Source organism: Pseudomonas sp. NFACC42-2, assembly GCF_900116055.1.
Classification (GTDB): domain Bacteria; phylum Pseudomonadota; class Gammaproteobacteria; order Pseudomonadales; family Pseudomonadaceae; genus Aquipseudomonas; species Aquipseudomonas marginalis.
The window spans coordinates 18332-44133 of record NZ_FOZO01000024.1 but is presented as its reverse complement, the minus strand read 5'-3'; the positions used below and the strand labels follow the sequence as shown (position 1 = coordinate 44133).

At 63.2% G+C, this 25802-nt stretch carries 19 protein-coding genes; 2 read left to right on the top strand and 17 right to left on the bottom strand.

The window, feature by feature from the left end; all coding sequences use genetic code 11:
* Positions 1-7 precede the first annotated feature (7 nt).
* From BM416_RS26845 to BM416_RS26780, 14 genes are all read right to left on the bottom strand, one after another.
* Positions 8-1729 (bottom strand): ShlB/FhaC/HecB family hemolysin secretion/activation protein, encoded by a 1722-nt coding sequence (locus BM416_RS26845; protein ID WP_074848304.1) that lies wholly within the window; start codon positions 1727-1729, stop codon positions 8-10.
* Positions 1730-2184: 455 nt separating this feature from the next.
* Entirely contained in the window at positions 2185-2667 is a 483-nt protein-coding gene (pgaD, locus tag BM416_RS26840; RefSeq protein ID WP_092490024.1) for a poly-beta-1,6-N-acetyl-D-glucosamine biosynthesis protein PgaD, read from the bottom strand.
* 2 nt (positions 2668-2669) lie between these two features.
* Positions 2670-4010: a poly-beta-1,6-N-acetyl-D-glucosamine synthase gene (gene pgaC / locus BM416_RS26835; RefSeq protein ID WP_027608081.1), complete on the bottom strand. Its 1341-nt coding sequence runs from the start codon at positions 4008-4010 to the stop codon at positions 2670-2672.
* Positions 4011-4012: 2 nt separating this feature from the next.
* Positions 4013-6010, bottom strand: a complete 1998-nt coding sequence (pgaB, locus tag BM416_RS26830) for a poly-beta-1,6-N-acetyl-D-glucosamine N-deacetylase PgaB (RefSeq protein ID WP_092490023.1) — start codon at positions 6008-6010, stop codon at positions 4013-4015.
* Positions 6011-6022: 12 nt separating this feature from the next.
* Positions 6023-8503, bottom strand: a complete 2481-nt coding sequence (gene pgaA, locus BM416_RS26825; protein ID WP_092490022.1) for a poly-beta-1,6 N-acetyl-D-glucosamine export porin PgaA — start codon at positions 8501-8503, stop codon at positions 6023-6025.
* A gap of 300 nt (positions 8504-8803) precedes the next feature.
* Positions 8804-10300 carry a YdgA family protein gene (locus BM416_RS26820; protein WP_092490021.1) on the bottom strand — a complete coding sequence of 499 codons (1497 nt, stop codon included), beginning with the start codon at positions 10298-10300 and terminating at the stop codon, positions 8804-8806.
* 251 nt (positions 10301-10551) lie between these two features.
* The gene (locus BM416_RS26815) at positions 10552-11184 is read right to left on the bottom strand and encodes a hypothetical protein (protein WP_027608077.1); all 633 of its coding nucleotides are present in this window, start codon (positions 11182-11184) and stop codon (positions 10552-10554) included.
* An 81-nt stretch (positions 11185-11265) separates the two neighbouring features.
* Positions 11266-12708 carry an efflux transporter outer membrane subunit gene (locus tag BM416_RS26810; RefSeq protein WP_092490020.1) on the bottom strand — a complete coding sequence of 481 codons (1443 nt, stop codon included), beginning with the start codon at positions 12706-12708 and terminating at the stop codon, positions 11266-11268.
* A complete protein-coding gene (locus tag BM416_RS26805) occupies positions 12705-13595 on the bottom strand; it encodes an efflux RND transporter periplasmic adaptor subunit (protein ID WP_092490019.1) in 891 nt (296 codons plus the stop codon). The genes BM416_RS26810 and BM416_RS26805 overlap by 4 nt, the downstream gene beginning before the upstream one ends.
* Positions 13592-13801 (bottom strand): DUF1656 domain-containing protein, encoded by a 210-nt coding sequence (locus BM416_RS26800; protein ID WP_012721577.1) that lies wholly within the window; start codon positions 13799-13801, stop codon positions 13592-13594. Before BM416_RS26800 ends, BM416_RS26805 begins: the two co-directional genes overlap by 4 nt.
* The gene (locus tag BM416_RS26795; protein WP_092490018.1) at positions 13798-15876 is read right to left on the bottom strand and encodes an FUSC family protein; all 2079 of its coding nucleotides are present in this window, start codon (positions 15874-15876) and stop codon (positions 13798-13800) included. The genes BM416_RS26800 and BM416_RS26795 overlap by 4 nt, the downstream gene beginning before the upstream one ends.
* Positions 15873-16283 carry a MarR family winged helix-turn-helix transcriptional regulator gene (locus BM416_RS26790; RefSeq protein WP_065941015.1) on the bottom strand — a complete coding sequence of 137 codons (411 nt, stop codon included), beginning with the start codon at positions 16281-16283 and terminating at the stop codon, positions 15873-15875. Before BM416_RS26790 ends, BM416_RS26795 begins: the two co-directional genes overlap by 4 nt.
* A 419-nt stretch (positions 16284-16702) precedes the next feature.
* A complete protein-coding gene (locus BM416_RS26785) occupies positions 16703-16948 on the bottom strand; it encodes a DUF2789 domain-containing protein (RefSeq protein ID WP_092490017.1) in 246 nt (81 codons plus the stop codon).
* Between the two features lie 33 nt (positions 16949-16981).
* The gene (locus BM416_RS26780) at positions 16982-18586 is read right to left on the bottom strand and encodes a glycosyltransferase family 39 protein (RefSeq protein ID WP_092490016.1); all 1605 of its coding nucleotides are present in this window, start codon (positions 18584-18586) and stop codon (positions 16982-16984) included.
* Between the two features lie 179 nt (positions 18587-18765).
* On the opposite strand from BM416_RS26780, the gene BM416_RS26775 reads away from it, so the two are divergent.
* The gene (locus tag BM416_RS26775) at positions 18766-20928 is read left to right on the top strand and encodes a PA5441 family protein (RefSeq protein WP_092490015.1); all 2163 of its coding nucleotides are present in this window, start codon (positions 18766-18768) and stop codon (positions 20926-20928) included.
* Complete coding sequence (locus tag BM416_RS26770) at positions 20925-21629, top strand: DUF3142 domain-containing protein (RefSeq protein ID WP_092490014.1); 705 nt, start codon at positions 20925-20927, stop codon at positions 21627-21629. Before BM416_RS26775 ends, BM416_RS26770 begins: the two co-directional genes overlap by 4 nt.
* Positions 21630-21734: 105 nt before the next feature.
* Here BM416_RS26770 and BM416_RS26765 read toward each other — a convergent pair whose 3' ends face one another.
* The 3 genes from BM416_RS26765 to BM416_RS26755 all read right to left on the bottom strand — a co-directional run bounded on the left by BM416_RS26765 (position 21735) and on the right by BM416_RS26755 (position 25734).
* Entirely contained in the window at positions 21735-24185 is a 2451-nt protein-coding gene (locus tag BM416_RS26765) for a TonB-dependent siderophore receptor (RefSeq protein WP_092490013.1), read from the bottom strand.
* A gap of 92 nt (positions 24186-24277) precedes the next feature.
* Positions 24278-25228 (bottom strand): FecR domain-containing protein, encoded by a 951-nt coding sequence (locus tag BM416_RS26760; RefSeq protein WP_092490012.1) that lies wholly within the window; start codon positions 25226-25228, stop codon positions 24278-24280.
* Complete coding sequence (locus BM416_RS26755; RefSeq protein ID WP_092490011.1) at positions 25225-25734, bottom strand: sigma-70 family RNA polymerase sigma factor; 510 nt, start codon at positions 25732-25734, stop codon at positions 25225-25227. Before BM416_RS26755 ends, BM416_RS26760 begins: the two co-directional genes overlap by 4 nt.
* Positions 25735-25802: the final 68 nt, after the last annotated feature.

Genomic DNA, 25802 nt, shown 5'->3' with positions numbered 1-25802 from the left:
TGTTGAATTACAGGAAGAAATCCAGGCGGAAATAGATCGGCGCTTCGCGCTCGGTCACGACGCCAGGCCTTTCCAGCGAATGGGCGAACGTCACGCTGGTGCTGACGTGCTTGCCACGGGCAAACAGCTCCAGGGAGTTACTCGATACCCGGCCGTGCTGGTCATCGTTGTAGCGATCGTTGCGAATCACACCCTGGTCGTAGCCGACGCTGGCGCCGTACTCGGCGAAGGCCGGGCGCATCCAGTCGAGGGTCACCGGGCGCGCCCAACGCACTTCGTTGCGCCAGTAGCCGCCGCTGTCGCCGTTCAACTGCTGGTCCTTGAAACCCCGCACCGAGTACGAGCCGCCAAGACTCATGCGTTGCGGCGCGTACAGCACGTCTTCACTGCGCTGCCCGGTGGCCAGGCTGGAAAAACTCAATGACTCGCCCCACAGCGTGAACGGCTGCAGGTAGCTCAGGGTGGCGGTGTATTTGCGGTAGCGCGGCGTGGGCGTGAGGTTGCCGCGGATACGGGTCTGCTCATCCTTTTGCGCATCGAAGGCACCGATACCGTTTTGCATGCCCACATCAAGGTTGACGAACGCGCTGCCAATACGGCGCCCGTGGCTGATACCCACCTGGAATTCGCTGAGGCGGTTGCTGCTGACGCCCAGGCGTGTGTCGTTGATGTAGTTGTTGGTGCGCAAATGAGTGAGGCCGACATTGACCGACGTCTTGCTCACGTCATCGCGATGCACCACGCGCTCGGCGCGCAGCTGGTGATTCTGGCTGTCGCCCCATTGCTTGTATTTGAAGTCATCGACGCTGCCCGGGGTGCGGTAATCGCTCTCACTGTAGGTGTAACTGAAGTTCCACCAGCCCCACGGCACGTTGTAGTAGAGCATGCTGTTTTTCGAGGTTTTCTGGTGGTCGCTGATGGCGTCGTGGCCGCCGCGCAGGATCAGTTGGTCGGCCAGGCCTAGTGGGCTGTCCCATTCCAGGCCAGCGCCCCACTGCTGTTCACCGGTGCTTTTCTGGCCGTCGTTGTTGCGCGACAGGCTGGCGCGCCAGGGTTTTTGCGGCTGGTTTTTGACCAGCACTTCGCTGCCGCCGATCTGGGTGCCGGGGGTCAGTTCCATTTGCGCCTGCTTGGAAGGCAGGCGGCTCAGTTGATCCACCAGTTGCTCGACCTCACGCAGATTGAGGGCCTCGCCGACCTTGCCGGGAAACGCCATGGCCAGCTCGCGGTCGGTGACCGTGCTGCCCTGGGCGCCCTTCAGGCCTTCGAGTTTGCCTTCGACCACCAGCACTTGCAGGTGGCCGCTGGAAAGGTCCTGTTGCGGCAGGTAGGCCCGGCTGGTGACGCGGCCCTTGGCAATGTAGTAATCGGTGATGACCTTGAGCAGTTCATTGAGCTGCGTAACGCCCAGGCATTGGCCGATATAGGGTTTGAGCAGGCGGTTACGGTCGGCAGCGGAAAGGCTGTCGGCGCCCTTGAGTTCGATGTCCTGGATGGGGAAGCAGCGGGTGTCAGCAGGCTGTGCCGGGGCCTGTGGCTGATTGCTCTTGCCGGGCAGGTCCTGGAGCTCTTCCAGGCGCCGACGCTGCTCTTCGAGAAGCCGGTTCTGGCGGTCGCGGATAAGGTCCTGATCCCCTGGCGTAGGGGCGGCCAAGGCACTGTTGCCGCTCAAATAAGCAAGCAGCAAAGTGCATAGCAAGTACCGAGTCCGTGGCAATAAAAAAGACATGTTCGGTCCGTCGAAAATCAGGGGCCGCGAAACTAACATCGAACTAGCAGTAACCCAAGAAACAGAGTCAATTGCATGCCCGTGCTAGTTATTCACGCAACATATTGATTAATAACAATAAAAATCATCAAAAAGATACACGGCCTGAAACTGGAAGTATTATTCCGACAGGCGGCAGCTGTTCTGATAGCGATTCGTCGGAGAACTTATAAGTTGCCATTATTTGGCCATCAAGTTCTTGCCGCGATAAGTTAGTACCGAAAAAAGCAGATAAGTTCGCGGGGGTTTTGTGAATTGGATCCCAATAATCGGGATCGGAAGGGTAAGAGCCCCATGTGGGGGGCGGTGCGACGATTCGACTTGCTCCCGATAGGGGGTGTCAGCCAAGTATTCATTAGCTGATCCACCGCAATCGGGGGCAAGCCCCCTCCCACATTGGATTGTGGTTTACACCACTAGCTGGCGTCTTTGTTCTGAGGCGCGCCAGGCACGAGGGTCAAGCCTGGTTTTTCCACGTCGCGGGAGACGTGGGCTTTGACTTCCGACACACCGCCGTCTTCGTCGTTGTGGATCACCAGTACGCCCGGGCGGCGCAGTTGCTCCAGGTCACCCTCGGCGAGGCTGAAGCTCTCGCTCAGGTTCTTGTCGGTGAGAGCCTTGGCTTCGGCGCGGCGCTGGGCGAACTTGCGCCCCTTGCGTTGCTGGTAGCGTGCCCAGGTGACCAGGATCACGGCGTTGAACAGTGCGATCCACAGGTAGATCTGCAAGGTATTGAGCGCCGCGAAAATCGGCGCCTCGATACGCGGGCCGCCGTGGGTTTCAAGCATCGAAGTGATCCCGCGCGCCAGCAGCCAGACCAGTCCGGCCCAGGCCATCAAGGTCAGGATCACGTCGATGATCCACATCACGGTACTTTGGCGAGTTCTGACCAGTTTCATGCTCACGCCTCCTCTTCAACAGGTTTGATACCGCGATCCGGGCTGACCCAGCGCGCGCGCTTCTGGTGCTGGTTGAACAGCACCTTGGGGAAACTGACCAGGGTGGTGAACAGGCTGACCAGCCAGAACACCATCGGGTACCACACGGTCCAGAACAGGGTTTTCCACAGGTCTTTCTCGTAGCGGCGGTCGATCAGGATGCTCACCGCGAATTGCACCAGGCACACCATCGCCAGCACCAGGCCGGTAAAGGCCGGCGGGACCAGGGAGTCCACCGTGATTGCCGGCGGCAGCACGATGAATTTGCCCAGGCCCCAGAAAATCACCGAGAGCAGGAAGGTGAAGGCCCAACCGGTGGACAGGCAGTATTCGAACAGCAGCGGCCACAGGTAGCGATGGCGCCATTGCCAGATGCCACGGATATTCTTGAACAGCACTTCGGCACCGCCCTGGGCCCAGCGCAGGCGCTGTTTCCACAGGCCGCCGACGGTTTCGGGCATCAGGATCCAGCACAGCGCGCGCGGCTCGTAGAAGATGCTCCAGTGATCGAGCTGCAGCTTCCAACTGACATCGATGTCCTCGGTGATCATGTCGGTGCTCCAGTAGTCGATGCGGTCCAGCGCCTTTTTACGGAACGCCACCACCACACCCGACACCGTGAAGATCCGCCCGAACACGCGCTGGGTGCGCTTGATCAAGCCGATGATCGAGGAGAATTCGCCCACCTGCACGCGGCCGATCAAGGTCGAGCGTGTGCGAATGCGTGGGTTGCCGGTGACGGCGCCCAGGCGCGGGTTGTCGAGCATCGGCGCGACCATGTAGGCCGCCGCGTTTTTATCCAGCAGCGCATCGCCGTCGATGCACACCAGATATTCGCTGCGCGAGGCCACCGCCCCCATGCGCAAGGCCACGGCCTTGCCCTGGTTCTGCGCCAGGTGCAGCACCCGCAGGCGCGGATGTTCCAGCGCCAGGGCGTCGAGGACGGCGGCGGTGTTGTCCTTGGAGCCGTCGTTGACCGCGATCACTTCGATGTTCGGGTACAGCTGGCCCAGCGCCGCATGAATGGTGTCGGCGGCGTTATCGCCCTCGTTGTAGCAAGGGATGATGATCGAGATCAGCGGGTTGCCGGCCAGGGTCGGTGCCGGAGTGTCTTCCTCCCAGGGCCAGTGGCGCTCCCAATGCAGCCAGAAGTACAAGCCACCGGCGATCCACAGCGCCGACATGAACAGCGGGTAGAAAAACACGAAGTCCATCAGGAACTGCCCGGTGACCAGGAAGATCAGGCCCAGGGGCACGCCTAATACCAGTGCCAGCACGAATAACGCCAGGATTCTGTCGAACATGGTCAAGGATTCCATTGGTTGGAAAGGGCCGGACGCACAGTCTTCAGGTCCGGGGAATTTTCCAGGAAGTTGTCCGGGTAGTAGCCAAAACTCGTGACACCCTGGCGCTTGAGCACACCCATCCATTCAGCCATCTGCACAGCGTCGATATCCGGCGCGGCCTTGGTGCGCCAGTCTTTGGCCTGCAGTTCGAATACGGTGCGGTCCATCGCGCCGGGACGCGCCTTGACCGTCGCCACCAGCTTCTCCAGCCAGGCATTGGAGGTCTTGTACTCCTGGCCTTCCATCAGCGGCATGGCCATCGGCGCGGTCCAGTCGTAGGTCTGGAGGAAATCATCGAGGTTCTGGGCGAACCAGGCCTCGCTCGCCGGGTTGAGCATCGGCTCGGCGAAGATATTGCGCGCGGTCTGCACCTGCGGCCCACCGATGGCGTGGACCTTGGCGGTCAGCTCTTTGGTGAAGTCGATCAAGTAGCGACTCTTGAAGCGCGTCCAGCGCTGCATCACGGCCGGGTCGGCGCGCAGGGCCTGGATGCTGCCCGGCAGGCCGTTGGCGGCATAGGCCTTGAGCGCGGCGGGGCTGGCGTCTTCGAAGTCCGAGAGCACTGCGTCGTCGTGGTACAGCACGCCGTCGATGGCATTGTTGCGCGCCAGGTCTTCATAGATCTCGCCAATGATCCTGCGCACCTGCGGGTCGAACGGCGACAGGCGTTTGTATTGGTCAGGGTCGGTGCCGACCTGGCCGGTTTCCGGGTCCCAACGCGTCACGCGGGGCAGCTTGGGATCGAGGGCAAAACTCAACACCGGCATCCACGCGTACACGGCGGCATGGGCACGGGTGTGCAACTGCCAGGAGACGCGGTTGAACAGGTCGGCGCGCACCGGCAAGTGACGGTTGGGGAAGTACAGTTCGTGCACCAGGCCATCCCCCTTGGGGTCGGCGAAGGCTTGCAGGAACACCGTACCGGCGCCCATGTCCACCACGCGCTGCACCAGTTGGTCGAGGTTGCGCGCCTGCTGGGCCGGGTCCGGGTCGTAGACGTTGTCCAGGTCCACATGCAACACCCGCAGCGGTGCCGGGGTTTGCACGGCGACGATGCTGTTGGCGAAATGCTCGCCGTCCGGGTCGGAGGCCACCAGGAAGCGGGGGCTGTTCATCAGATCACTGGAGCTGTCGAGGCCGTCTTCCAGGGTCAGGGCCATCTGGTAGCCCTGCTCGCCGACGATCGCCAGCGAGGTGCCCTTGGCGGCGCCGTACGGCCACACCCATACCCGTGGTTTCTTGCCGGTCACGGTTTGGATCTTGTTGGAGATCGCCGAGACATCCGCCCGCATCCGCGCCTGGAACTGGGCCTGGCTTTCATAACGGCCCGTGGCCGGGTCATAGCGCAGCGAGGTCGCCGCCGGCTCGAGGTTGCCCTGGGGGTTGGCGAGGATCCCGGTGTGGCTGGCATCGGTGTGCGCGGCGATTTCCACCAGGCCGGACTGGGACACTTCGCGGATCTGCTGCCAGGTGAGGAACTCGCCGCGCGGCCGTGGCGAGCCGGCGAAGTCCACCGGTTTGTTCATCGGCGTGTCGATCCAGTAGCCCACCGGCGCCAGCAAGGCCGGCCAGCGATAGGCGCGCAGGATCGGCATCACGCGGGTATAGAAGCTCGAATAGCCGTCATCGAAGCTGAGCATGATGGCTTTGGGCGGCAACGCGGGGCCGCCACGGCGGGCAGCCAGGATCTGGTCGACGCTGACCGCCTGGTAGCCGTTCTCCCGCAGCCAGGCCAACTGTTCGATCAATCGCTCGGTGCGTACCGCCACCACGGCCTGGTCAGGATCACGGTCCGACACGTCATGGTAGGCAATACCCAGGAAATGGTTTTTCGGCCACGCCGTCTCGTTGGCCGGTGTCGGCCGCTCGGCGGGTGGAGTGAAAGGCGCGGGTTGCTGGGCGCAGGCACTGGCCAGCAATACGCCCAGAACCAACAAGCAACGGCTGAGGAAGGTCATGGTCAGGCTCTTTTAGAAACGGTAAGTGAGGTCGACGAGCAGACGCAGATCGCGTTCGCGATCCCCGTCATAAGGTCGGCTGATCAGGCTCAGGTTGGCGCCGGCGTCCAGCACGTCGTTCCAGCGAAAGCGTTGGCCGTAGCCCACCAGACCGATGCCACCGGTGGAATAATCCCGCTGGCTATAGGTACCCGCACCGACCTGGAACTGCTGACTCCACTGGGTCTCGTAGCGGTGATAGAGCACATGGTTGATGTTGAGGACGGGCAGCACGGTGAAATCCGACTTCGGGTTGAAGTACACCGTGTCTTCCTTGCTGTTACGGCTGGCGCCGACTTCCAGGCCCAGGTCCACTTGTACTTTCGGCGAGCTGTAGAGGCCTTCGCGGCCGCTGAGCAAGGCTTCGAAGCGGTCGTTGCCATCGCTGAAATGGGAGGGGCTGAGGGTCAGTTTCCATTCGCGGCTTTCGTTGGCGCGCCAGCGGATAAAGCCGCTGCCACCGTTGGCCGTGACACCGTCATTCAAGGCCCGCAGCGGCGTGGTGCTCAGGAGGTAGCCCAGGCTGCCGCCGTATTGCCAGTTGTCGTTGATGTCACGGGCAATCGACACCGCGGCGCCTTGTTTGGCGCCATCGCCGTAGGAGTGGTTGGACACCTCGGCTTCAATGGTCATGTCGCGGGTACGCCGCTCCACGCCCACCACCTGCCAGCGATGCTGGCCCGTGCCTTCGCTGAAGTCGGCCTTGGCGTACCCGGCGCCGGCGAATACACGCCAGTCTTCGTCGATGGGCGGCGTGTAGATCCGACTCTCAATGCCCCAATCGCGGCTCCCCGCAACGGCGCCCGCGTCACTGTCATTGCCGCCGCCAAAGCTTTTGCCGGTATACGCCTCGACACGCAGTTCGGCCATGTCATGCACGTCGCGCAGGCGGCTCAGGCGCTGCACCTGGCGATTGTCCGGGTTGCGGGCGAGCACATCGTCGGTGAGCACGTCGAGCTGGCGCCACTCCTGCAGGTCCATGGCGGTGTAGGCCTGGCTCACTTCCAGGCCGATATCCCGTGGGGCCTGGGCTTCGGTTTCCTTCAGGATGCCTTCGGCACGCCGTGGCAGGTCGCGGGCGCGGTACATGTCAGCCTGGGCCAGGCGCAGGCCGACGTTGCCAGGGGCTTTCGCCACCAGCGCTTCGAGGCCGGCTTCGCTGCCCGGCAGGTCGCCGCCGTAGACGCCGGCCTGGGCCGACAGTTGCTGAGCGTCCATCCACGCGTCGTTGGGGTTGCCGATGGGCAAGCCCTTGAGTTCGACCCGCGGGTTCTGGCTGTTGGCGAGGCCCTTGGCGACCTCGTTGGCGTCCTCGGCTTTATCGCTTTCCTGCAAGGCGTAGAACAGCGCAGTGGTGTCTTCGACCCGATCATCGGGCTCGGCGTCGGGGGCGCTCAGGGCCTGGCGATACAGCGGCTCGGCTTTTTCCGGCTGGCGCTGGTCCAGGTAGGCCGCAGCCACCCAACGCACGGCGTAGGTCGGCAGTTGCACGCCTTCGGCCTTAAGCGTCTCGTATTCGCGGATCACCTCGGCGGTACGCGCCCGAGCCTTGAGTGCACCGAGACGGTCGATGCGCCAGCGCACCACGTCGTCATGGGCGCTGGCGTCCGGGGTCCAACGGGCGAGCAATTTGTCGTAATCCGCCAGGGCGCGGTCGGCAATCACGTAGCGTTCTTTTTCGCTGCGTGTGGCGAACTCGGCCATGCGCACACGCTCGGCAGCGAGGTCGCCTTCCAGGCGGCGCTGGGTCACCGGGTCCAGCAGGCCAGGACGCTGGGCCGACAGGCGCAACGCGGCTTCCGGCAGGCGGGCCTTTTGCAGGGCGACGATGTATTCGCGGGCGACGTCAGGCTTGTCGCCGGCGCGGATAAACGCCTGGTCGAACTCGAACAGCGCGTCGTAGTTCAAGCCGGCACGGGTCAGTGCATAACCCAGGGCCATGCGGCGATTGGGGTCATCGGGCTTGGCGGCGACCAATGCGCGGGTACGTTGTACCGCTTCGTCCGCCTTGCCGCCGTCGGCCTGGGTCAGGGCCAGGCCCAGTTGCAGGTCGATGTTATTCGGCTCACGCAGCAACGCCTGGCGATAGACCGCCTCGGCCTGGGCCCATTGCTTCTGGTTGCGATAGGTCCGCGCGACAGTGGCGAGCGCCTGGGTGCTGAGGTTGCGATGTTTACCCTGGGCCTCGTACACCTTCAGCACTTCGGCGTCCTGGCCGGCCCAACCGGCGATCACCACATGATCGCTGACCTGGCCTGGCGTCTGGCGCTCGGCGGACAGTTGGCGCAATTGAGTCAGGGCCGGGGTGAAGTTGCCGTTGCGCGCCTGAATGATCAGCGCGTCATAGGCCGGATCGGCCATGGCGAAGGCGGGCATCAGTAATTGGCTGCATAAGGCGGCCCCGACGAGCAGTCGCAACCGGCCTGATGCACTGAGTGGTAGGTTTCGCAACATATCGTGAGCTTCCTTACACACGGAAAGCTGTAACGATAGGTGGTCCTGAGCGAATTGCCGCAGGGTGCCGGCGTCCAATGACCCGGCCTAGCTTTCCTGTGTGAACTATCTCTCAGGAAAGTAGGAAAAAGACCAATCCGGAACAATTGTTCAGAATTGCGCGGCCCGCCTGAAATGTGAATGTGGGAGCGGACTTGCCTGCGATAACGGGGTGCCGGCCGACAGGTGCGTCGACTGTTTGACCCTTATCGCGGGCACTCCCGCTCCCACATTATTTATTTCCGGGCGATGGCGAAATCTTTACTGCGCGCCGCTGACCGCGCCGAACTTGGCCATCACAAACCCAATGAACTGCTCGACGGTCATTTTCTGGCCGTTGAAGGTCACTTCATTGTTGGCGTAGTGCAACTTGGACACCACATCGCTGCCGACCAGGGTCGCCAACTGAGTACCGACCGCCATGCCGCTGACCATCTCGGCGGCCATCTGGGACTGCTGCTCGATGGCTTTCGGGTCGGTCACGCCACCGAGTTGCGCCTGCAGGGCAGCCACGTCACCGATCATCGGCTTGGACAAGGTCAGGTTGGCATCCAGCAATGCAATCATCTGCTTGCCCAGCTCAACCGGCGGCAACTCCATGGAGGCCGGCTTGGCCAGGTCCACCAGCAGGTTGAACTTGCTTTCGCCATGGGTGGTTTTCAGCGACAGGTTTTCCACAGCGATCTGCGGCTTGGCGGCCAATACCTGGTTGACGTTCGCTTCGGCCAGGGCCTGCTCGGCTTCGGTCAATTGCAGCTCAGGCGCTGGCTGGCCCGCTGCGGCAGCGGCTTGCACCGGCTGCATCTTGTCCTGGTACAGCTTGGTCAACACCAGCATGGCCGGGATGTCGACGTTCTTCATGCTCAGGGCCATGGCCGCCGAACCCACGGGTTTGCCCTGGTAACCGATCTCGTCGATCTTGTAGTCGACACGGCCGGCCAGGTTGTTGTCCTTGGTTTCGCTGGAGTCTTTCTGCTCGAAGCCTTTGACCGTCAGCACGGCTTTCTGCGGGCCGAAGGTGAATGTGCTGTCGGTCAGCTCAACGGTGTTTTGCCCGGTGTAGAAGCCAAAGGTGGATTTTTCCAGGTTGCTGGCGATGGTCAGGCCAGCCAGTTCGGCCTCGAAGGCGTCGCCCTTGGCATCTACCGCTGCGATCTTGAGGCTGTTCATGAAGCCGTCGGCCTTGACCTTCTGGCCTTCGGCGGTGCTGTCGAAATTCATGTTGGCGCCGGAGAAGTTCACCGAAGACGTGTCGTCCTTGAACGCCAGGGGCAGCAATTCGATGTTGCCGTTGACCGAGCGGCTGTAGCCGATATTGGCCACGCCCTTGAGCGGCGACACGTCTTTGGCGGCGGCGAACCACTTCTCGGTGGTGGGGTTCTTTTCCAGTTCGTAGTGACTGGTGGCCATGACCGGCAGCCATTTGAGCGTCACCAGGCGCGAGAACGGCAGCGGGCCGTGTTCGATATGGTCGACGAAGAGCAATTCGGGATTGGGGTTTTCTTCGCCGAACACCGAGCCTTGGCCCTTCAGGCGGTAGTGCGCGGTGCTGCTGAACACGCCACGCTCCAGGGACACCAGCTCCAGGGCCACGGTGCCGTCGACGCCGGCCATGGAGGTCTGCAGTTCCTTGTTGGCGTTCTGGATCGCGGTTTGCAGCACCGGTTCCAGTTGTTTACCGGTGTACCAGGCGCCGCCTGCACTGACGACGCCTACGGCGACAACTAAACCCAAAAGAACGACTGCTGGCTTATTCATGAAGTGACCTGATCAAATCCTGTGAGAAGTGGGCTGTCTTCCTTGAACCCCGTAAGGGTTGGCTCAAGCCCGCCGAAAAATCCGGGAGAGGTTAGCATAGGCTCCGTAGCAGCGGTCGAGCACAGCGAGGCCGCGTTCGACTGCGAAGCAGTCGTAAAACCAGGCACCTTGGCTTATCAAAAACCGTGCGTGCTGGTTTTACGAGGACTTCGTCCTCGAACGCGGCCTCGTTCTACTCGACCACTGCTACGTCAGGAATACTCCAACTCGATCTCGTCGAGCTGGTGGTCAAAACTCTTCAGGCGCGCCGTCCAGGTGTACACCAGCACCTCAAACTCGCGGTGTATCACCGCATTGCCGGGCGTGTCGGACTTGGGGTCGCAGAAGTCCAGCTGGTAGCGCTCCCGGGCCATCTGCGTGGCGACGTCGGACAATTCCCGCGCATTATTCAGCCAATGCCGGCCATCGGCGACCTGCCGATCGAGGGCCACACACTGTTTTTTCAGGACTTCGAGGCTTTTTTCCAGGGGCGTGCCGGTAAGGTCGCCCATGACTTCCTGGAAGGTGCGCCCCGGCTGCCAATAGCTGCCCCAGAAATAGCGGTCGAACACGGTTTCGACCCGACGCAGGGCGACCTTGGTGTCCCAGATCGCTACGCGGGTCTTGCCTTGTTCGAGGAGTTTTTTCTTCACGCGCTGGTTCTGGTAGGACGCCCAGGCCACCACGCCGATGGACAGGGAGCCGATCACCAGGCAGGCGCTGTCGAGAAACACCATGGCCTTGTCGAGTTGATGGGCGAGCATGACGCCGTAGAAATACGCGGCCGATAACAACACCAGTGCGAAGAGCACGCACCAGAAAGCGGGAGCATAAGGGTTTTTCATTATTGGAATCCCCATGAGCAAACGCGAGCAGTGTCAGGCGAGTCGTCACGGCGACCCGCCTGTCCAAGCATAGCTATTCGCTCAGGGTTTGCCGGGCTGTGACGCTTGCGTTCGTCCGCTTTCCCAGCCGCCGCCCAGGGCCAGGAACAGATCGATCTGGCTCATGGCAACCTGGGTATTGGCCGCCGCCAGTTGCGCGCGCATCGCGGTGTAGGTGCGGGTGGCTTGCAGGTCGGCGAGGAACGATTCGCGGCCGGCCTGGAAGAAGCGGTGGGTCTGGTCTGCCGCCTCTTGGGCCGAGCGCTCGGCGTCCGCCAGCGCCTCGCGCCGTTGCAGCACGGCGGTGTATTGCGCCAGGCCGGTCTGGGTTTCGCGGATGGCGTTGAGGACCACCCCGTCGAAATGCGCCAGGGCGCCCTGGGTCGCGGCTTCGGCCTCGTGGATGCGTGCACGGGCGCCGTTGGTCGGCACCGTCCAACTGATCATCGGGCCGAAGCCCCAGCGGTTGGTCGCCGGCTGGCCGAGGTTGTCGAGCAGACCTACGGTGCCCACCGTGGCGCCGATGGCGATGTCCGGGTACAAGGCGCCGGTGGCCACGCCGATACGCGCGGTAGCAGCGGCCAGTTGGCGTTCGGCCTGGCGCACGTCGGGGCGACGCTTAAGCAGCGCCGCACCATCGCCCACCGGCAACAGCTGGGCGATGTGCGGCAGCTCGGCGCAGGTGCCGGTGCCCGCCGGCAGTTGGTCCACTGGCTTGGCCAGCAGCATCGACAGGCGGAACAGCCCGGCCTGGCGCGCCGCTTCGTAGCGCGGCATGTCGGCGCGCAGGGATTTGTATTGGGTTTGCGAGCGGGTGACCTGGGTTTCATCGCCACGGCCCGCGTCACGCAGGCGTTGGGTCAGTTTGGTGCTCTGGGCTTGCAGGTCGAGGGATTCGTTGGCAATCGCCAGTTCTTCGTTGGCCGCGCAGACCTGGGTGTAGGAGCGCACCACATCGGCCACCAGGGTGATGCGTGCGGTATCGGCGGCGGCCTGGGCCGCATCGGCGCTGGCCTGGGCGCTTTCGATGCCACGTTGCAAGGTGCCGAACAGGTCGAATTGATACGAGGTGGTAATGCCGACGCTGCCGATGTTATCCACCGGCACTTTGTCCGCCTGCAAAAACGCTTCGCCGGATTCCTGCAGGCGCTGCACCTCGGCCTTGGCGCCGGCACTCCAGCCGCCGGCGGATTCAGCCTGTTGGGTCTGATAACGGGCGCGCTGCAGGTTGGCTGCGGCCACCCGCAGGTCGGTGTTGGAGGCCATGGCCTGGCGCACCAGCTCGTCCAGGCGCGGGTCTTTGTACAGCTTCCACCAGTCCGCCGGCACCGGCGCCGACACCACGTCGCCGCCCTTGCCCGCCAGTTGCCCTTGCAGGTCAGCGCGGTTGACGGCAGACGTTTGCGGCAGCTGGTAATCCGGCCCCACCACTTGGCAGGCCGACAGCAACACCCCCAGCGCAGCGGTTGCCCACAGCCGCTTCATGGCCTGGCTCCCTCATTGGGTTTGTCGCCAATGATCGACACCGTGGCGGTACGCCCGGCGATCATGCGGAAGTCCGCCGGGACATCGTCAAAGGCAATACGCACCGGAATCCGCTGGGCCAGGCGCACCCAGCTGAACGCCGGGTTGACGTTGGGCAGCAGGTTCGAGCCGCTGCTGCGGTCACGGTCTTCGATACCGGCGACGATGCTCTGCACATGCCCGTGCAGGCGGGCGTTGTCGCCGATCACACGGATGTCGACGCCCATGCCGACGTGGATGCCGTCGAGCTTGGTCTCTTCGAAGTAGCCGTCGATATGGAAGGAATTGCTGTCCACCACCGACAGCACCGGCCGCCCGGCGGTGACGAACTCCTGGGTACGCGGTGCGCGGTCGTTGACGTAGCCGTCCACCGGGCTGCGGATTACCGAGCGATCGAGGTTGAGTTGGGCCGAATCCACCGTCACTTGCGCTTCGGCCAGGGCCGATTGGGCGCGGGCAACGCGGGACTGGCTTTCTTCCAGCTGCTCGCTGGGCACCAGGTTGCCGAGGCCACGGTTACGCTTGTACTCGCGGCTTGCCTGGGCCAGGGTTTCCTGGCGGTCGGCCACGGCGGCCTGGGCCTGGCGCAGGGCCAGCTTGAAGCGGTCTTGGTCGACGGCAAACAGTACCTGGCCCTTGGTCACCAGCTGGTTGTCGTGCACATCGACGCGCTGGATCAGCCCGGACACGTCCGGCGCGATCTGCACGATGTCGGCACGGATGTGACCGTCACGGGTCCAGGGCGCAAACATGTAGTACATGACCATGCGCCACACAACGACGACCGCGAAGCTCACGATCAACAACGTCAGGACTACACGGCCGATGGTCAAAAAAGGTTTTTTCATGTCATCAGGTATCGACTGAGTGAGTCCACCGCGCCCAGCAACAGCGCGTAGAGCCCCACATTGAACAATGCCCGGTGCCAGACCAGGCGATAGAAGTGAACGCGGGTCAACAGCCCGTGCACCACCAGAAACAACACGTACGTAATGCCCATCAGCACCAGCAGCGTGGGCAGGAACACCCCGCTGATATCCAGATCACCGATCATAAAGGCGCTCCATCGGGTAGCGGCGCTTCCATCTCCGTGCCGCCAATGAATTCCACACCCGGCAACAACGCCAGGCGCAGGCCGGCCAGCGCGTGCAGCAGGTGCAGGCGGGTATCGTCTTCGTCTTGCAGGCCCTGGCCGTTGAGGGCGCGGCGCGTGCGGTCGAGGGTCATCAGCAGACCGCTGGGCGCAGGCAAGCGTTCACCCGCCTTGAGGCAGGCCTTGAAGTAACCGCCCACGCCTTCCACCACTTGGTTGAGCAGCACCCGCGGCACGCCGAGGATGCGCGGCGAATAGGCCAGCAAGTCGAGCAGGTTGAGCGCCACGCGCAGGTCGCGCAGGGCGATGCCGGTGTCCTGGCCGATCATCGCCAGGCGCGGCAGGTGCTGCATCAGGCGGTCGAGCATCTGTGCGGCGAGGTGCCGGTGTTCGTTCAGGGTGGCGGGCTCGGTCAGGCCGACGATATCGCGCCAGCTGAAACGGGTCAGGCGCTTGGCCGCCAGTTCGGCGCCGAAGGGCCGGGCGATCAACGTCCACACAAAGGCGAACAGCAGGCCCACCGGCCCGGCCAGGTTGACGTTGGCGAAGTTGAGGAAGTCCGCGTCGTAGGCGCCCTGGATGCTGATGAACGACGAGGTGTTCACCAGCGTCAGCAGCATGCCCAGGTAAAAACGCGGCTGCACGGTCAGCGTGCCGATGCAGATGAACGGCACCGCGAACGCCAGTACCAGCATCGGGAAATCGTGCAGGTTAGGCAGGACCAGGAACAGGTAGAGGCTGGCGAACAGCACCGACATGGCGGTCCAGAAAAAGAACCGATAGATCTGCGGCGCCGGGTCGTCCATAGAAGCGAAAAAACTGCAGGCCACGGCTGCCAGGATCACCGCGCTGCCGCCATCGGTCCAGCCCAGCAGGATCCACAGCACCGACGCGACGATGATCGCGGTGACGGTGGAAAACGCCGAATAGAGCATCAGGCCATGGTCGAGGAACGGTGTGAGCCGGCCCAGGCGCCAGTGACGGTACACGGCACGCCAGGTGTCCTGGCTTTCGCACTGGATGGCGGCTTGCAGGCTGCGGCAGTCCTGCCACAGGTCGATCCACTCGCCCAGGCGGTAGAGGGCGTTGGAGAACAACAGCGTGTGGCGCTCGTCCAGCGCTTCGCCTTGGGGTTGCAGGGCGTCGACCTGGTCACGCAGGGCGCGCCAGCGTTCCAGCGGTGCGCTTTCGGTGGTGTTTTCCAGCCACTGCCGGGTAGCTTCCAGCAGCGGCGTCAGTTGCTCGAGAAACTGCGGCGCACGCTGTTCGACGGCATACAGCGCATCGTCGAGTTCCTCCACCAACGGCAGCAGGTGGATCATGCGCCCGCGCAGTTCCTTGGTATTGCGCACCGTCTGCGGCCGCGCGCCTTCGTGGGGCAACTGGCCGATCATCAATTCAAGGGTATTGAAGGTGGCGACCATGCCGCCGCGCAGGGCGCTGACTTCTTCCGGCTGCACATTGCGGGAAAGAAAACGCTGGCTGTAGACCTGGGCGTCGCTGAACCACTTGGCCACCGCGCCATCGAACACCGGCATCAGCCGCCGCGGCCAGAACATCGCGCCCACCACCGCCGCGACCGCAATGCCGAGGAAGATTTCCTCGGTCCGCGCCTCGGCCACATCCCACACCGCCAGCGGGTTATCCACCACCGGCAGGGCGATCAGCGGCAAGGTGTAGCCGGCGAGCATCAAGGCATAGTTGTTGGCGGTGCGCAGGTGCATGGAGAGGAACAGCAAGGTGCCCGTCCACAATGCGATCACCACCGCCAGGATGTACGGCGATTGCACGAACATCGGCACAAAAAACACCGCCGCCGCCGCCCCCATCAAGGTGCCGATGGCGCGGTACAACGCCTTGGAACTGGTAGGCCCGACAAACGGGCTGGAGACGATATACACCGTGGCCATCGCCCAGTACGGACGCGGCATTTGCATCAGCATGGCGATGTACAACGCGATCATCGACGCGGCGAAGGTACGAACCCCATAGAACCAGTCACGGGCGGGCGGAAAGCCGGTAAAAAATCCGTTCAAAGCGTCGCCGCCTCAAAGGCCCGCAGTACGCGCAGCGCGGCTTCCATGTCGGCGGTTGGAAGGTCCGCCAGCACTTCGCGGCGCAGGCGCACCAACTGTACCTCCACCGCCTGCACCAACTCGCGACCACGCTCGGTGAGGCTCAGGGCCTTGGCGCGGCGGTCGTGGATGTCTTCGGTACGGCACACATAGCCGTCATGGCACAGCCGGTCGAGCAGGCGCACCAGGGACGGGCTTTCCATCCCGGAGGCCTGGGCCACTTTGACCTGGTGCACCCCGTCGCCCAAGCGGCCGATCATCAACAGCGGCACGGCGCAGGCTTCGGAGATGCCATAGCTGACCAGCGTGCTCTGGCAGATTTTGCGCCAGTTACGGGCGCCCACCACCATGCTGCTGCTGAGGTTCATCTGGAGTTGTTCGAGGGATTGAGGCACTGGATAGTTCGCATACAGTTAGTTTGCTAACTATCAATATGGCCGAGGGATCGAATTGCGTCAAGTTTTGAAACAATTTAGCGGATGGGTGGAGCGATATCAGTGGCGACACCGCAGGACGAATGCTGGAGGGGGCTTGTTCCCGATAGCGGAGTGTCAATGAACCGATTCATTAGCTGATCCACCGCCATCGGGGGCAAGCCCCCTCCCACATTTGGGTCGGTGTCGGCTTCAGGATTGCTGTGCAGCCTGGCCATCCAGGCGGCGCTGTTTTTGGCCCACCATGTCCAGGCCATCGCGCGACCTCAGAAAAAATCACTCAGGCGATCAAAACCCAGATTTTTTTACTGCTCACCTTTTTTTTACAAAAACACGATTTTCAAAAGATTTTTTTACACCCCTCGCCCACCCCGCAACATCAGATTCAACTCATCCACCACCTCCGCCCAATCCGCATCGTCCAAGATTTCCTCACGCAAAAATGCTTTCTGGCTGTCTGTCCAGAAAAACGCCTCTGCCAACTTCAAATCCGGCTTGAGTGGCGAGTGGGCGGTCACAAACTGATCAATACTGACCGGGTCATCCGGCAGCCCAAGCTGTTTGAACAGTGACGGCAAACTGTGCACGGGCGATTCCATGACGGGCTCCTGAAAAAAGGTATTTAACCGAGTCTAGCGGCAGCCCTCGGGTTGTGGTGGCGGCACGTTGCACAACACGAACAAACGCGCCCTGGCACCACCACCGTCCTGGCGACTGAGTTCGCGCCAGCCCTGGGGCAGTGGCGCGAAATCGTCCGGCACTTCGTTGCTGCTGATCAGCCATACGCGGCGGGTGTCGGCGGGCAGTGCCGACAGACGGTCAAGGTAAATGCGCCCGCCGTCCTGGTCCACCAGGGTGCCGAAGCCGTAGGCGTTGGGCCGGGTCGGCGTGCCATCGGGCTTGGGCGGGGTGTAGAGCTGCAGTTGGGCGTCGGTCTGGTCGTAATACACATAGCTGAGGTACCACATCATGTCGCTGAGGACGATGCGATCGTCTTCCTGGTAATTGCGATTGACGAACTCCACCGGCACGTTGAATTGGTCGTGCTCATCCACCGTGAAGTTGTTTTTGAGGCCCACCAGCTCCACGCCGACAAACAGCACGAACAGCGCCGCCCCCAGCAGCGACCAGCGCGCAGGCAGGCGGTCGATAGCCATGGCGACAAGGATCGGCAAACCCAAGGCGTACACCGTAAGGTAGCGCTCGATGAACACCGGGGAGATAAACGACACCCCGTAGACCAGCAACAGCGGCAGCAGGAAAAACAGCGCCAGCAGGCAAGCGGGCCGATGGCGTTCGCGGTCTCGCGCGGCAGTCATCACGACCACGGCCATCAGTAACAGCGGGACAAACCAGAACAGCGGTGGCCAGAAGCCGATACCTTCATCCTGTAACACGAACTGCCAGATCATCGAAGGCAGGGAAAACAGGCTGACCGGTTCTTCCCAGCCTATGTCCCCGCCTACCTTGAGTTGTTCGACGTGCTGCACCAGGTCCAGCAGGTTCGGCAGCCACGGTACGTACAACAGCACAATCGCGGCATTGGCTACCCACCAGGCCGGGCGTGCGATCAGCCGTCGGCCTCGCGGCTGCGCCTGCCACAGCACCCCCAGGTAAGCCCAATGCACCAGCACGCACAGGGCGGTGAAGTAATGGGTGTAGAACCCGGCGCTCATCAACGCCACATACATGGCCAGGTAGCGCAGCCGCTCGGGCTGGCGCAGCCAGTACACCAGCGCCAGCGTGGCCCCCAGCAGCCACACGCCCAGCAGCGAATACATGCGCACTTCCTGGCTGTAGCGCACCGCCGTGGGCAGCAGCGCCAGCAGGATCCCCGCCAGCACGGCAGCACGCCGGGTAGACAGTTGCCGTGTCAGCCAGACACCCAGGCCCACCGCAACCACGCCGGGGATGGCACTCATGCCACGAATCGACCAGATACTGTCGCCGAACAGCTCGATCCAACCGCGCAGCATGAAGAAGTACAACGGCGGGTGCACATCGTGAGCGGCGTGAAACCACAGGTCGGCAGCGGCGTATTCACTGAGCAGCAGGCTGGAGCCCTCGTCGCCCCAGATCGCCGCCGATGTCAGGCGGTAAAACCGCAGGGCCATGGCCAGTCCCAGGATCGGCACCCACCACAGTCGGCTCAGCCAACCGACGCGTTCCCACGTCAGACGATTGAATGCGGGCAACGCCCCGACCTTTTCGTTTTGCTCTACCACAGACCGGCGCACCTCGATTCCCCCGCTGTTGCCTTGAGTGCCTCAGCGCAAACACCGCCACTCTAGGACAAAAGCACCCGGTTCGCTTCTGGAATCGGACAAATCAGCAATTTGTGTAGGGCTTCACCGAAGCGCCCGCAGGAACACGCTATGATTGCCGCCCTCCAAGGACCCAGGATCAAGGACACGTCATGCGTATCGGTTTTCTCTCCCCCCTGGCACTGGCCCTGCTGGCCGGTATTTCCCAGCAGGCCCAGGCCAGTTCCGACGATTCGTGCTACCCCGATTGGCGTGTCTCGCGTGACAGCCTCGACCCTTGCAACAACGTGCCGTTCCTGAGCCCGGGCAATGACAGCCGGGCCAACCTGCGCTTGTTGCTGGCGGACAAAAAAGCCGCGCCGTTGGCGCCCAGGGCGTTGAGCGAAGATGACCTGGCCCAGGGATTCGGCCCGGTGCCGTTCCCGGTGTATCGCCTGGCCGCTGCCTCCAGTGCAGAGACCGAGCCCGACTCGAACGATTCGCCTACCGCTGAGCTGGACACCCTGCTGACGCCTCTGGGCATCAAGCGCGAGGCGTACAAAACCGCTGGCGAAGCCTTCCTCAATGGCGAAGGCAGCCGCTGCCGCAGCAACGACGATGACAGCGCCACGGCGTTTATCCGCCAGGTGGTCAAGGCCGACATGCCGGCGGCCGAGCGCGCGCTGCTGGCGAAGGCGCGGCTGCAACTGCTCACCACCTGCACCTGGGATGGCCCGGTGATCGCCGAGGCGCAGCAGATCCAGTCAGCCGACGGCCAACTGTTTCGCACCTACCTGCAAGCCGCCGCCGATTTCTACAGCGGCCGCTTCGCCGAGGCCGCGCAAGGCTTTGCTGGCGTCGGCAGTGCCCAGTCGCCGTGGCTGAAGGAAACCGCGCTGTACATGACCGCCCGCACAGCGCTCAACCAGGCCCAGGCCGACACCTATGACGAAGACGGCGTACCGCACCTGGACCGTGTGGATAAACCCGCATTGGCCATGGCCGAGCAGGGCTTCAAGGCCTACCTGAAGACTTATCCACAGGGCGAATACGCGGCCTCGGCCCACGGCCTGCTGCGCCGGGTGTACTGGCTGGCCGACGACAACACCCAGCTCGCCGACGCGTTCGCCTGGGCACTGACGGCCACCGACGAGCAGCGCAATGTGTCTGAGGATCAGCTGGTAGAAGAAGCTGACCTCAAGCTGTTGATGGTCAACAGCGATACCGTCAAGACCCCGATGATTCAGCTCGTCAGCGACCTGATGGTGATGCGCGGCGGCAACCAGCCAGCCCTCAGCCGCGCCGACCTCGAGAAGCAAAAGGCCGCGTTCGCCAGCGAGCCAGAGTTCTATGACTACCTGCTGGCCGTGTGCGCGCTGTACATCGAGCATCAACCGGACGCCGCCTTGAAGCAGTTGCCGCAGAACGTGCCGTCGAACCTGAACTACTTCGCCTTCAGCCAGCAGACCCTGCGCGCCCTGGCCCTGGAAGCCAAGCAGGACTGGAAAGGCGCCGAAGCGCTGTGGCTGCAACTGTTGCCGCTGGCAAAACTGCCGCTGCAACGCGACCAGCTGGAGCTGGCACTGGCCATGAACTACGAGCGTAGCGGCCAGTTGGCCAAGGTGTTCGCCAGCGATTCGCCGATCGGTGCCAGACAAGTGCGCTACATCCTGCTGCGCAACATCGCCGGGCCTGAACTGCTGCGCCAGCAGATCGCCCAGGCGAGCGATCCGCTGGAACGCCAGACCGCGCAATTCGTGCTGCTCTACAAAGACCTGCTGCACGGCCAGTTCGCCACCTTCGCCGAGGACCTCAAGCAACTGCCGGCCCAGGCCCCCGAGGACAAGCTGGGCACCAGCCTGGGTTATGTCTACAGCGCCAGCCAGACGCTTAAGCTGTTCCAGTGGAACGGCGACAAGGCCGAGTCCGGCTACGCCTGCCCGAGCATCGCGCAAACCGCAGCGACCTTGCAGACCGACGCGAAGAACCCCCAGGCCTTGAACTGCTTCGGCGAATTCATCCTGCGCAACGGCCTGGACGGCATGCCTCTGGAGCAGGCCCGCGCCGCCGGCAGCCTGGGCAGCACCGCCTCGGACTTCAAGGGTGAAACCTTCTCGCGGCTCGACGGTTACCAACAGGTCATCGGCAACGCCAAGGCGCCGAAAAACGACAAGGCCTACGCCCTGTTCCGCGCCATCAACTGCTACGCGCCGGCCGGCTACAACAGCTGCGGCGGCAAGGACGTCGAACCTGCCGTGCGCAAAGCCTGGTTCCGCCAACTGAAAAGTGGTTTCGCCGACACCCAGTGGGGCAAATCGCTGCAGTACTACTGGTGAAGCACCTGTGGCTGGGCATGCTGTTGCTGGCAAGCCCGGCATTCGGTGCCGTCGATGCCCGCGACTACGACGCCTTCTGGCTGTGGAGCGGCGTCACGCCTCAGCCGGTACTCAAGCAGGCCAAGACCCTGTACATCCTCCAGGGCCAGATCAACGCCACCCGCCGCGCGCCCCAGCGCGGCGTGCAGCTGATCGCCCAAGGCATCAGCGTGCCGCGCCTCACCCGCGGCGACGTCTGGGTGGTCTACCGCGCCCACACCCTGCGCTGGCCCGAACAGGTCTACACCCAACTGCTCGGCCAGGTACAACGCTGGCGCGACGCAGGCAACCCGGTGGTCGGCATCCAGATCGACTTCGATGCTCGCACCCAATACCTGCACGAATACGCCGACTTCCTGCGCGACCTGCGCCAACGCCTGCCGGCCGATCTGAAACTGAGCATCACCGGCCTGATGGACTGGAGCAGCAACGCCGACCCCACCGCCATCGCCCAGCTCAAAGACGTGGTGGATGAGGTGGTGGTGCAGACCTATCAAGGGCGCCAGAGCATCCCGGATTACGCGGCGTATTTGCCACGGATGAACCGGATGGGGCTGCCGTTCAAGATCGGTTTGATTCAGGGTGGAGAGTGGGAGGAGCCGGGGTATTTGCAGGGGAGTGAGTGGTTTCGGGGGTATGTGGTGTTTTTACGCAATCCTTGATGGATGCTTGCTCGCGAAAACCTGAGATTGCCGCGAGCATTCAGAAAGACCCGCGTCATCGTTAACGTTTTTCGCGAGCAAGCTCGCTCCTACATTGGAAGGTGGTTACCAGTCATAGGTCAGGCTGGACACCACCGTACGCCCTTCCCCGTAGTAACAATCCAGGTCGCTGGTGCACTGCGAGACATAGGTCTTGTTGGTGAGATTCTGCACGTTCATCGCCAGTTTCACGCCTTTGAGCTTGAGCGGCGAGGCGCCCAGGTCGTAGTTCAGGCTGGCGTCGTAGACGCTGTACGACGGCACGCTGAACGCGCCTTCGTAGTAGTCGCCCAGGCTTTGGCGCGCGTAGCGCACGCCCAGGCCGGCGCCGAGGCCGGAGAGCGGGGTGTCTCCCTGTACGGTGTAGTTGACCCACATCGACGCCGTGAGCGGCGAGATGCCAGCGGGGTGGCGGCCTTGGCGACCTTCTTCGTCCTTGGTGTACTTGATGTCGTTGCGCGCGGCCGAGGCGATGATCTCCCAGGCGTCGCTGAGGGCGGCCTTGGCTTCCAGCTCTACGCCGCGGGAACGCATGGCGCCGCTCTGGGTGCTGAAGGTGTCGTTGGGGTTGGTGGTGAGCACGTTTTCCTGGTCGAGCTGGTAGACCGCGACCTGCACGAAACTCTTCTGGCCCGGCGGCTGGTACTTCATGCCCACTTCGTATTGCTTGCCGGTGGAGGGGTCGAACGGTTTGCGCTGGGCGTCGGTGCCGGTCAGCGGCAGGAACGATTCGGAATAGCTGACAAAAGGCGCCAGGCCGTTATCGAACAGGTACACCAGGCCCGCACGGCCGGTGAAGGCCTCGTCCTTGCTGGCAAAGCGCGTGCCTTGCAGCGGCTCCTTGTTCACCACGCTGGCCCAGTCATAACGCCCACCAAGCACCAGGGCCCACTTATCCAGTTTGATCTGGTCCTGCACATACAGGCCGGTCTGGCTCAGGGTGCGGTCCCAGCGGTACGGTTGGCCGAAATTCAGGCGCTGGCCGTAGACCGGCTTGAACAGGTCGATCACCGGCGGGTTGCGGTCATACAGGCCATGGAACAGCGAGCCGGAGTGGTAGTAATCCAGGCCGACGATCACCGTATGGGACAACGCACCGGTGTCGAATTCGGCCTGGGCGATGCTGTCCACGCCAAACACTTTGTTGTTTTGCGCCCAGTCCACGCCGAAGCGCTGCAGATAGCGTTGGTCCTGCACACCGGTGGCCGGGTTGGCGACGAAGCGGTAGCCGTGCAGCGGTGCGGTGTAGCGGTCGTCCACCTCGGCGTAGCGCGCGTTCTGCTTGAGGGTCCAGGTATCGTTGAGGCGATGGGAAATCTCGTAGCCCAGCACGTACTGCTCGCGGTTGTACTGGTTGACGCCGGGCTCGCCGATAAACACATCGCGCTTGATCTTGCCGTTGGGGTTGGCCCACAAGGTGCCGGACGCCGGCAACCCTTGGGCCTCGGGCACGCCCTTGTCCTTCTGGTATTGGGCGAACAGCGTCACACGGGTGTCGTCGTTGGGGCGCCAGGTGAGGCTGGGGGCGATGAACTGGCGTTTGTTCTCGACGTAGTTGATCTCGTCCTGACCGTCGTTGGCCAGGCCGGTGAGGCGGTAGAGGAATTGCCCCTGTTCATCCAGCGGGCCGCTGAGGTCGATGGCCGCACTCTTGTGCTCGTAGGTGCCGGCTTCCAGCACCACCTGGTGCACCGGGGTTTCGCTGGGGCGCTTGCTGACCATATTGACGAGACCGCCCGGCTGGTTCTGCCCGTACAGCACCGAGGCCGGGCCCTTGAGCACTTCGATGCGCTCCAGGGAGTAGGGCTCGATCTGCAGCGCTCCACCCGTGCTGCCGCCGCCGTAGGGCAGGTGCAAACCGTCAAGGTACAAGGGCGTGGGGGTGAAGCCGCGCGAGGTGGGTTCGTCGAATAACTTGACCCGGTCGGCAAAGCCACCGGCGGTCATGCCCGGGGTGTAGAGCAACGCCTGGGTGACACTCTGGGCGCCGCGTGCCTTGATTTCGGCGGCGGTGATCACGTTGATGGTCTGGGGGATTTCCACCAATGCCGAATCGGTCTTGCTGCCGGACGCACTGCGCGTGGCGACAAGGCCGTCCACCGGGCCCCAGGCGCTTTCCTCGGCCTGCTGGGCGCTGATCTGAGTCGCGCCGAGCTGCAACGGCCCGGCGGATGACATCGCCTGTAACGACCAACCGCCCTGGGCCTGCACCGCCACCAGGCCGCTGCCCGCCAGCAGCCGCTCCAGGCCGGACCCGACGCCATAACTTCCCTGCAGGCCTGTGGTGCGCTTGCCTTGGGTAAGGGAGGCATCGACCGACAACAAGATGCCCGACGCACTGGCGAACTGGTTCAAGGCCTGATCGAGACTGCCCGCCGGAATGTTGTAGGCACGCAGCGCTTCGGTGCTGTCTTCGGCATGCACCTGGGTCGGCAGCAGCGGCACCGTCGCCAGCAGGCTGACAAACAGGCCACCGCGCAAGGCGCGGGCCAAGGGTTGGATTGGGTGGTGCGGCATTGCAGGACTCCCCGTGAGAACGCTTCTTGATTGGCTTTCAAGAGGTATCCCGAACGGGGCGCGCAAACCGACAAGCATCGATAAAAAAATTTTCAGGCCCGCGCCTTGATGGTCACCCAGTAGCGCGTCACCGACTGCACCTGCACCGGCAGCGAACGCTCCAGGGCCGCAAGGATCGCGTCGGTATCGTTCAACGGGAACACCCCCGTCAGCAGCAGGCCAGACACCGCCTGATCACAACGCAACAGGCCTGGACGATAGCGGCTCAGTTGCGCGACAAACTCGCCCAATGGCTGGCGCTCGGCGATCAGCCGATGCGCGGTCCAACTGCTGGCATTGGCACTTACCGCAGGCAAGGCCGAGCTTTGGCGCGAGTTGAACCACAGGCTGTCGCCGGCATTCATCTGCACCGCAGGGCCCTGCAACGGGGTGACCCGCACGCGGCCTTCATACAGGTCGACTCGGCTGCCGTCGGGCAGTTCGCACACGGCAAAACGGGTGCCCAGCGCCTGCACATCACCGGCCGGGGTTTCGACAATCAAAGGGCGCACCGGGTCGTGGCCGCTGGTCAACAGGATCTCGCCACGGATCAGGCGAATGCGCCGCTCGCTGGCGCTGAAACGCAGGTCCACTGCACTGTCGCTGTTGAGGTCCAGGCGCGTGCCGTCGCTGAGGGTCACGTGGCGAATCTCGCCGGTGGTGGTGCGGTAGTCGGCAAAGGCTGCCTGCCAGGGTTCGCTGCGCTGCACCAGGTAGCCGCTGCCGCCCGCCACCAGCAGCAGGCCGAGCAGTTTCAACGCGGCGCGGCGCTGGGTGTCCGGGGTGTCGCGCAACACCGCACGGGCGCTGTCCACGGGCACGCTGCCAAGGGTTTGTTGCAGGTGCTGCAGACGTTGCCAGGCGCGGCGGTGTTCCGGATCCGCCGCCTGCCATTGCACAAACGCCTGGCGTTGCTCGTCTTGCAGCTCGCCGCTCCAGTGCAGCATCAGCCATTCGCTGGCTTGCTCGACAATGGCCGGGGCGATGGGGGCGTCGGGCCTCATTCTGCGTACACCACCTGATAGCAGGCGATGATCGCGCGGGTCATGTACTTCTGCACCGAACTGACCGTGACGCCCAGGCGCTCGGCGATCTGCGCGTAGCTCAGGCCTTCGAACTGCGAGAGCAGGAACGCGCGGCGTACGTTGTCGGGCATGCGGTCGAGCATGGCGTCGATCTGCATCAGGGTTTCGAGAATCAGCGCACGGGTTTCCAGGCTCGGCGACTCGGGCTCGGGCAGGTGCGCGATGCTTTCCAGGTAGGCGCGCTCGATACGCAGGCGGCGCCATTGGTCGATCACCAGGTTGCGCGCGATCTGCACCAGGTAGCTGCGGCTTTCCTTGTCACCGGGGTAGCGACCGGAGACCAGCAGGCGCAGGAAGGTGTCCTGCGCCACATCGGCGGCGTGTTCGCGGTCGCCCAGGCGCTTGCGCAGCCAGCCTTGCAGCCAGCCGTGATGGTCGCGGTACAGGAGGTGAAGCTGTTGCTGGCCGTCAGTCGCGGTGTCCATGAAAAGCTCAGATACATTATTGAGAGCAATTATCATTACACCTTGTTTCGCGGCTGGCAAAACTCTTT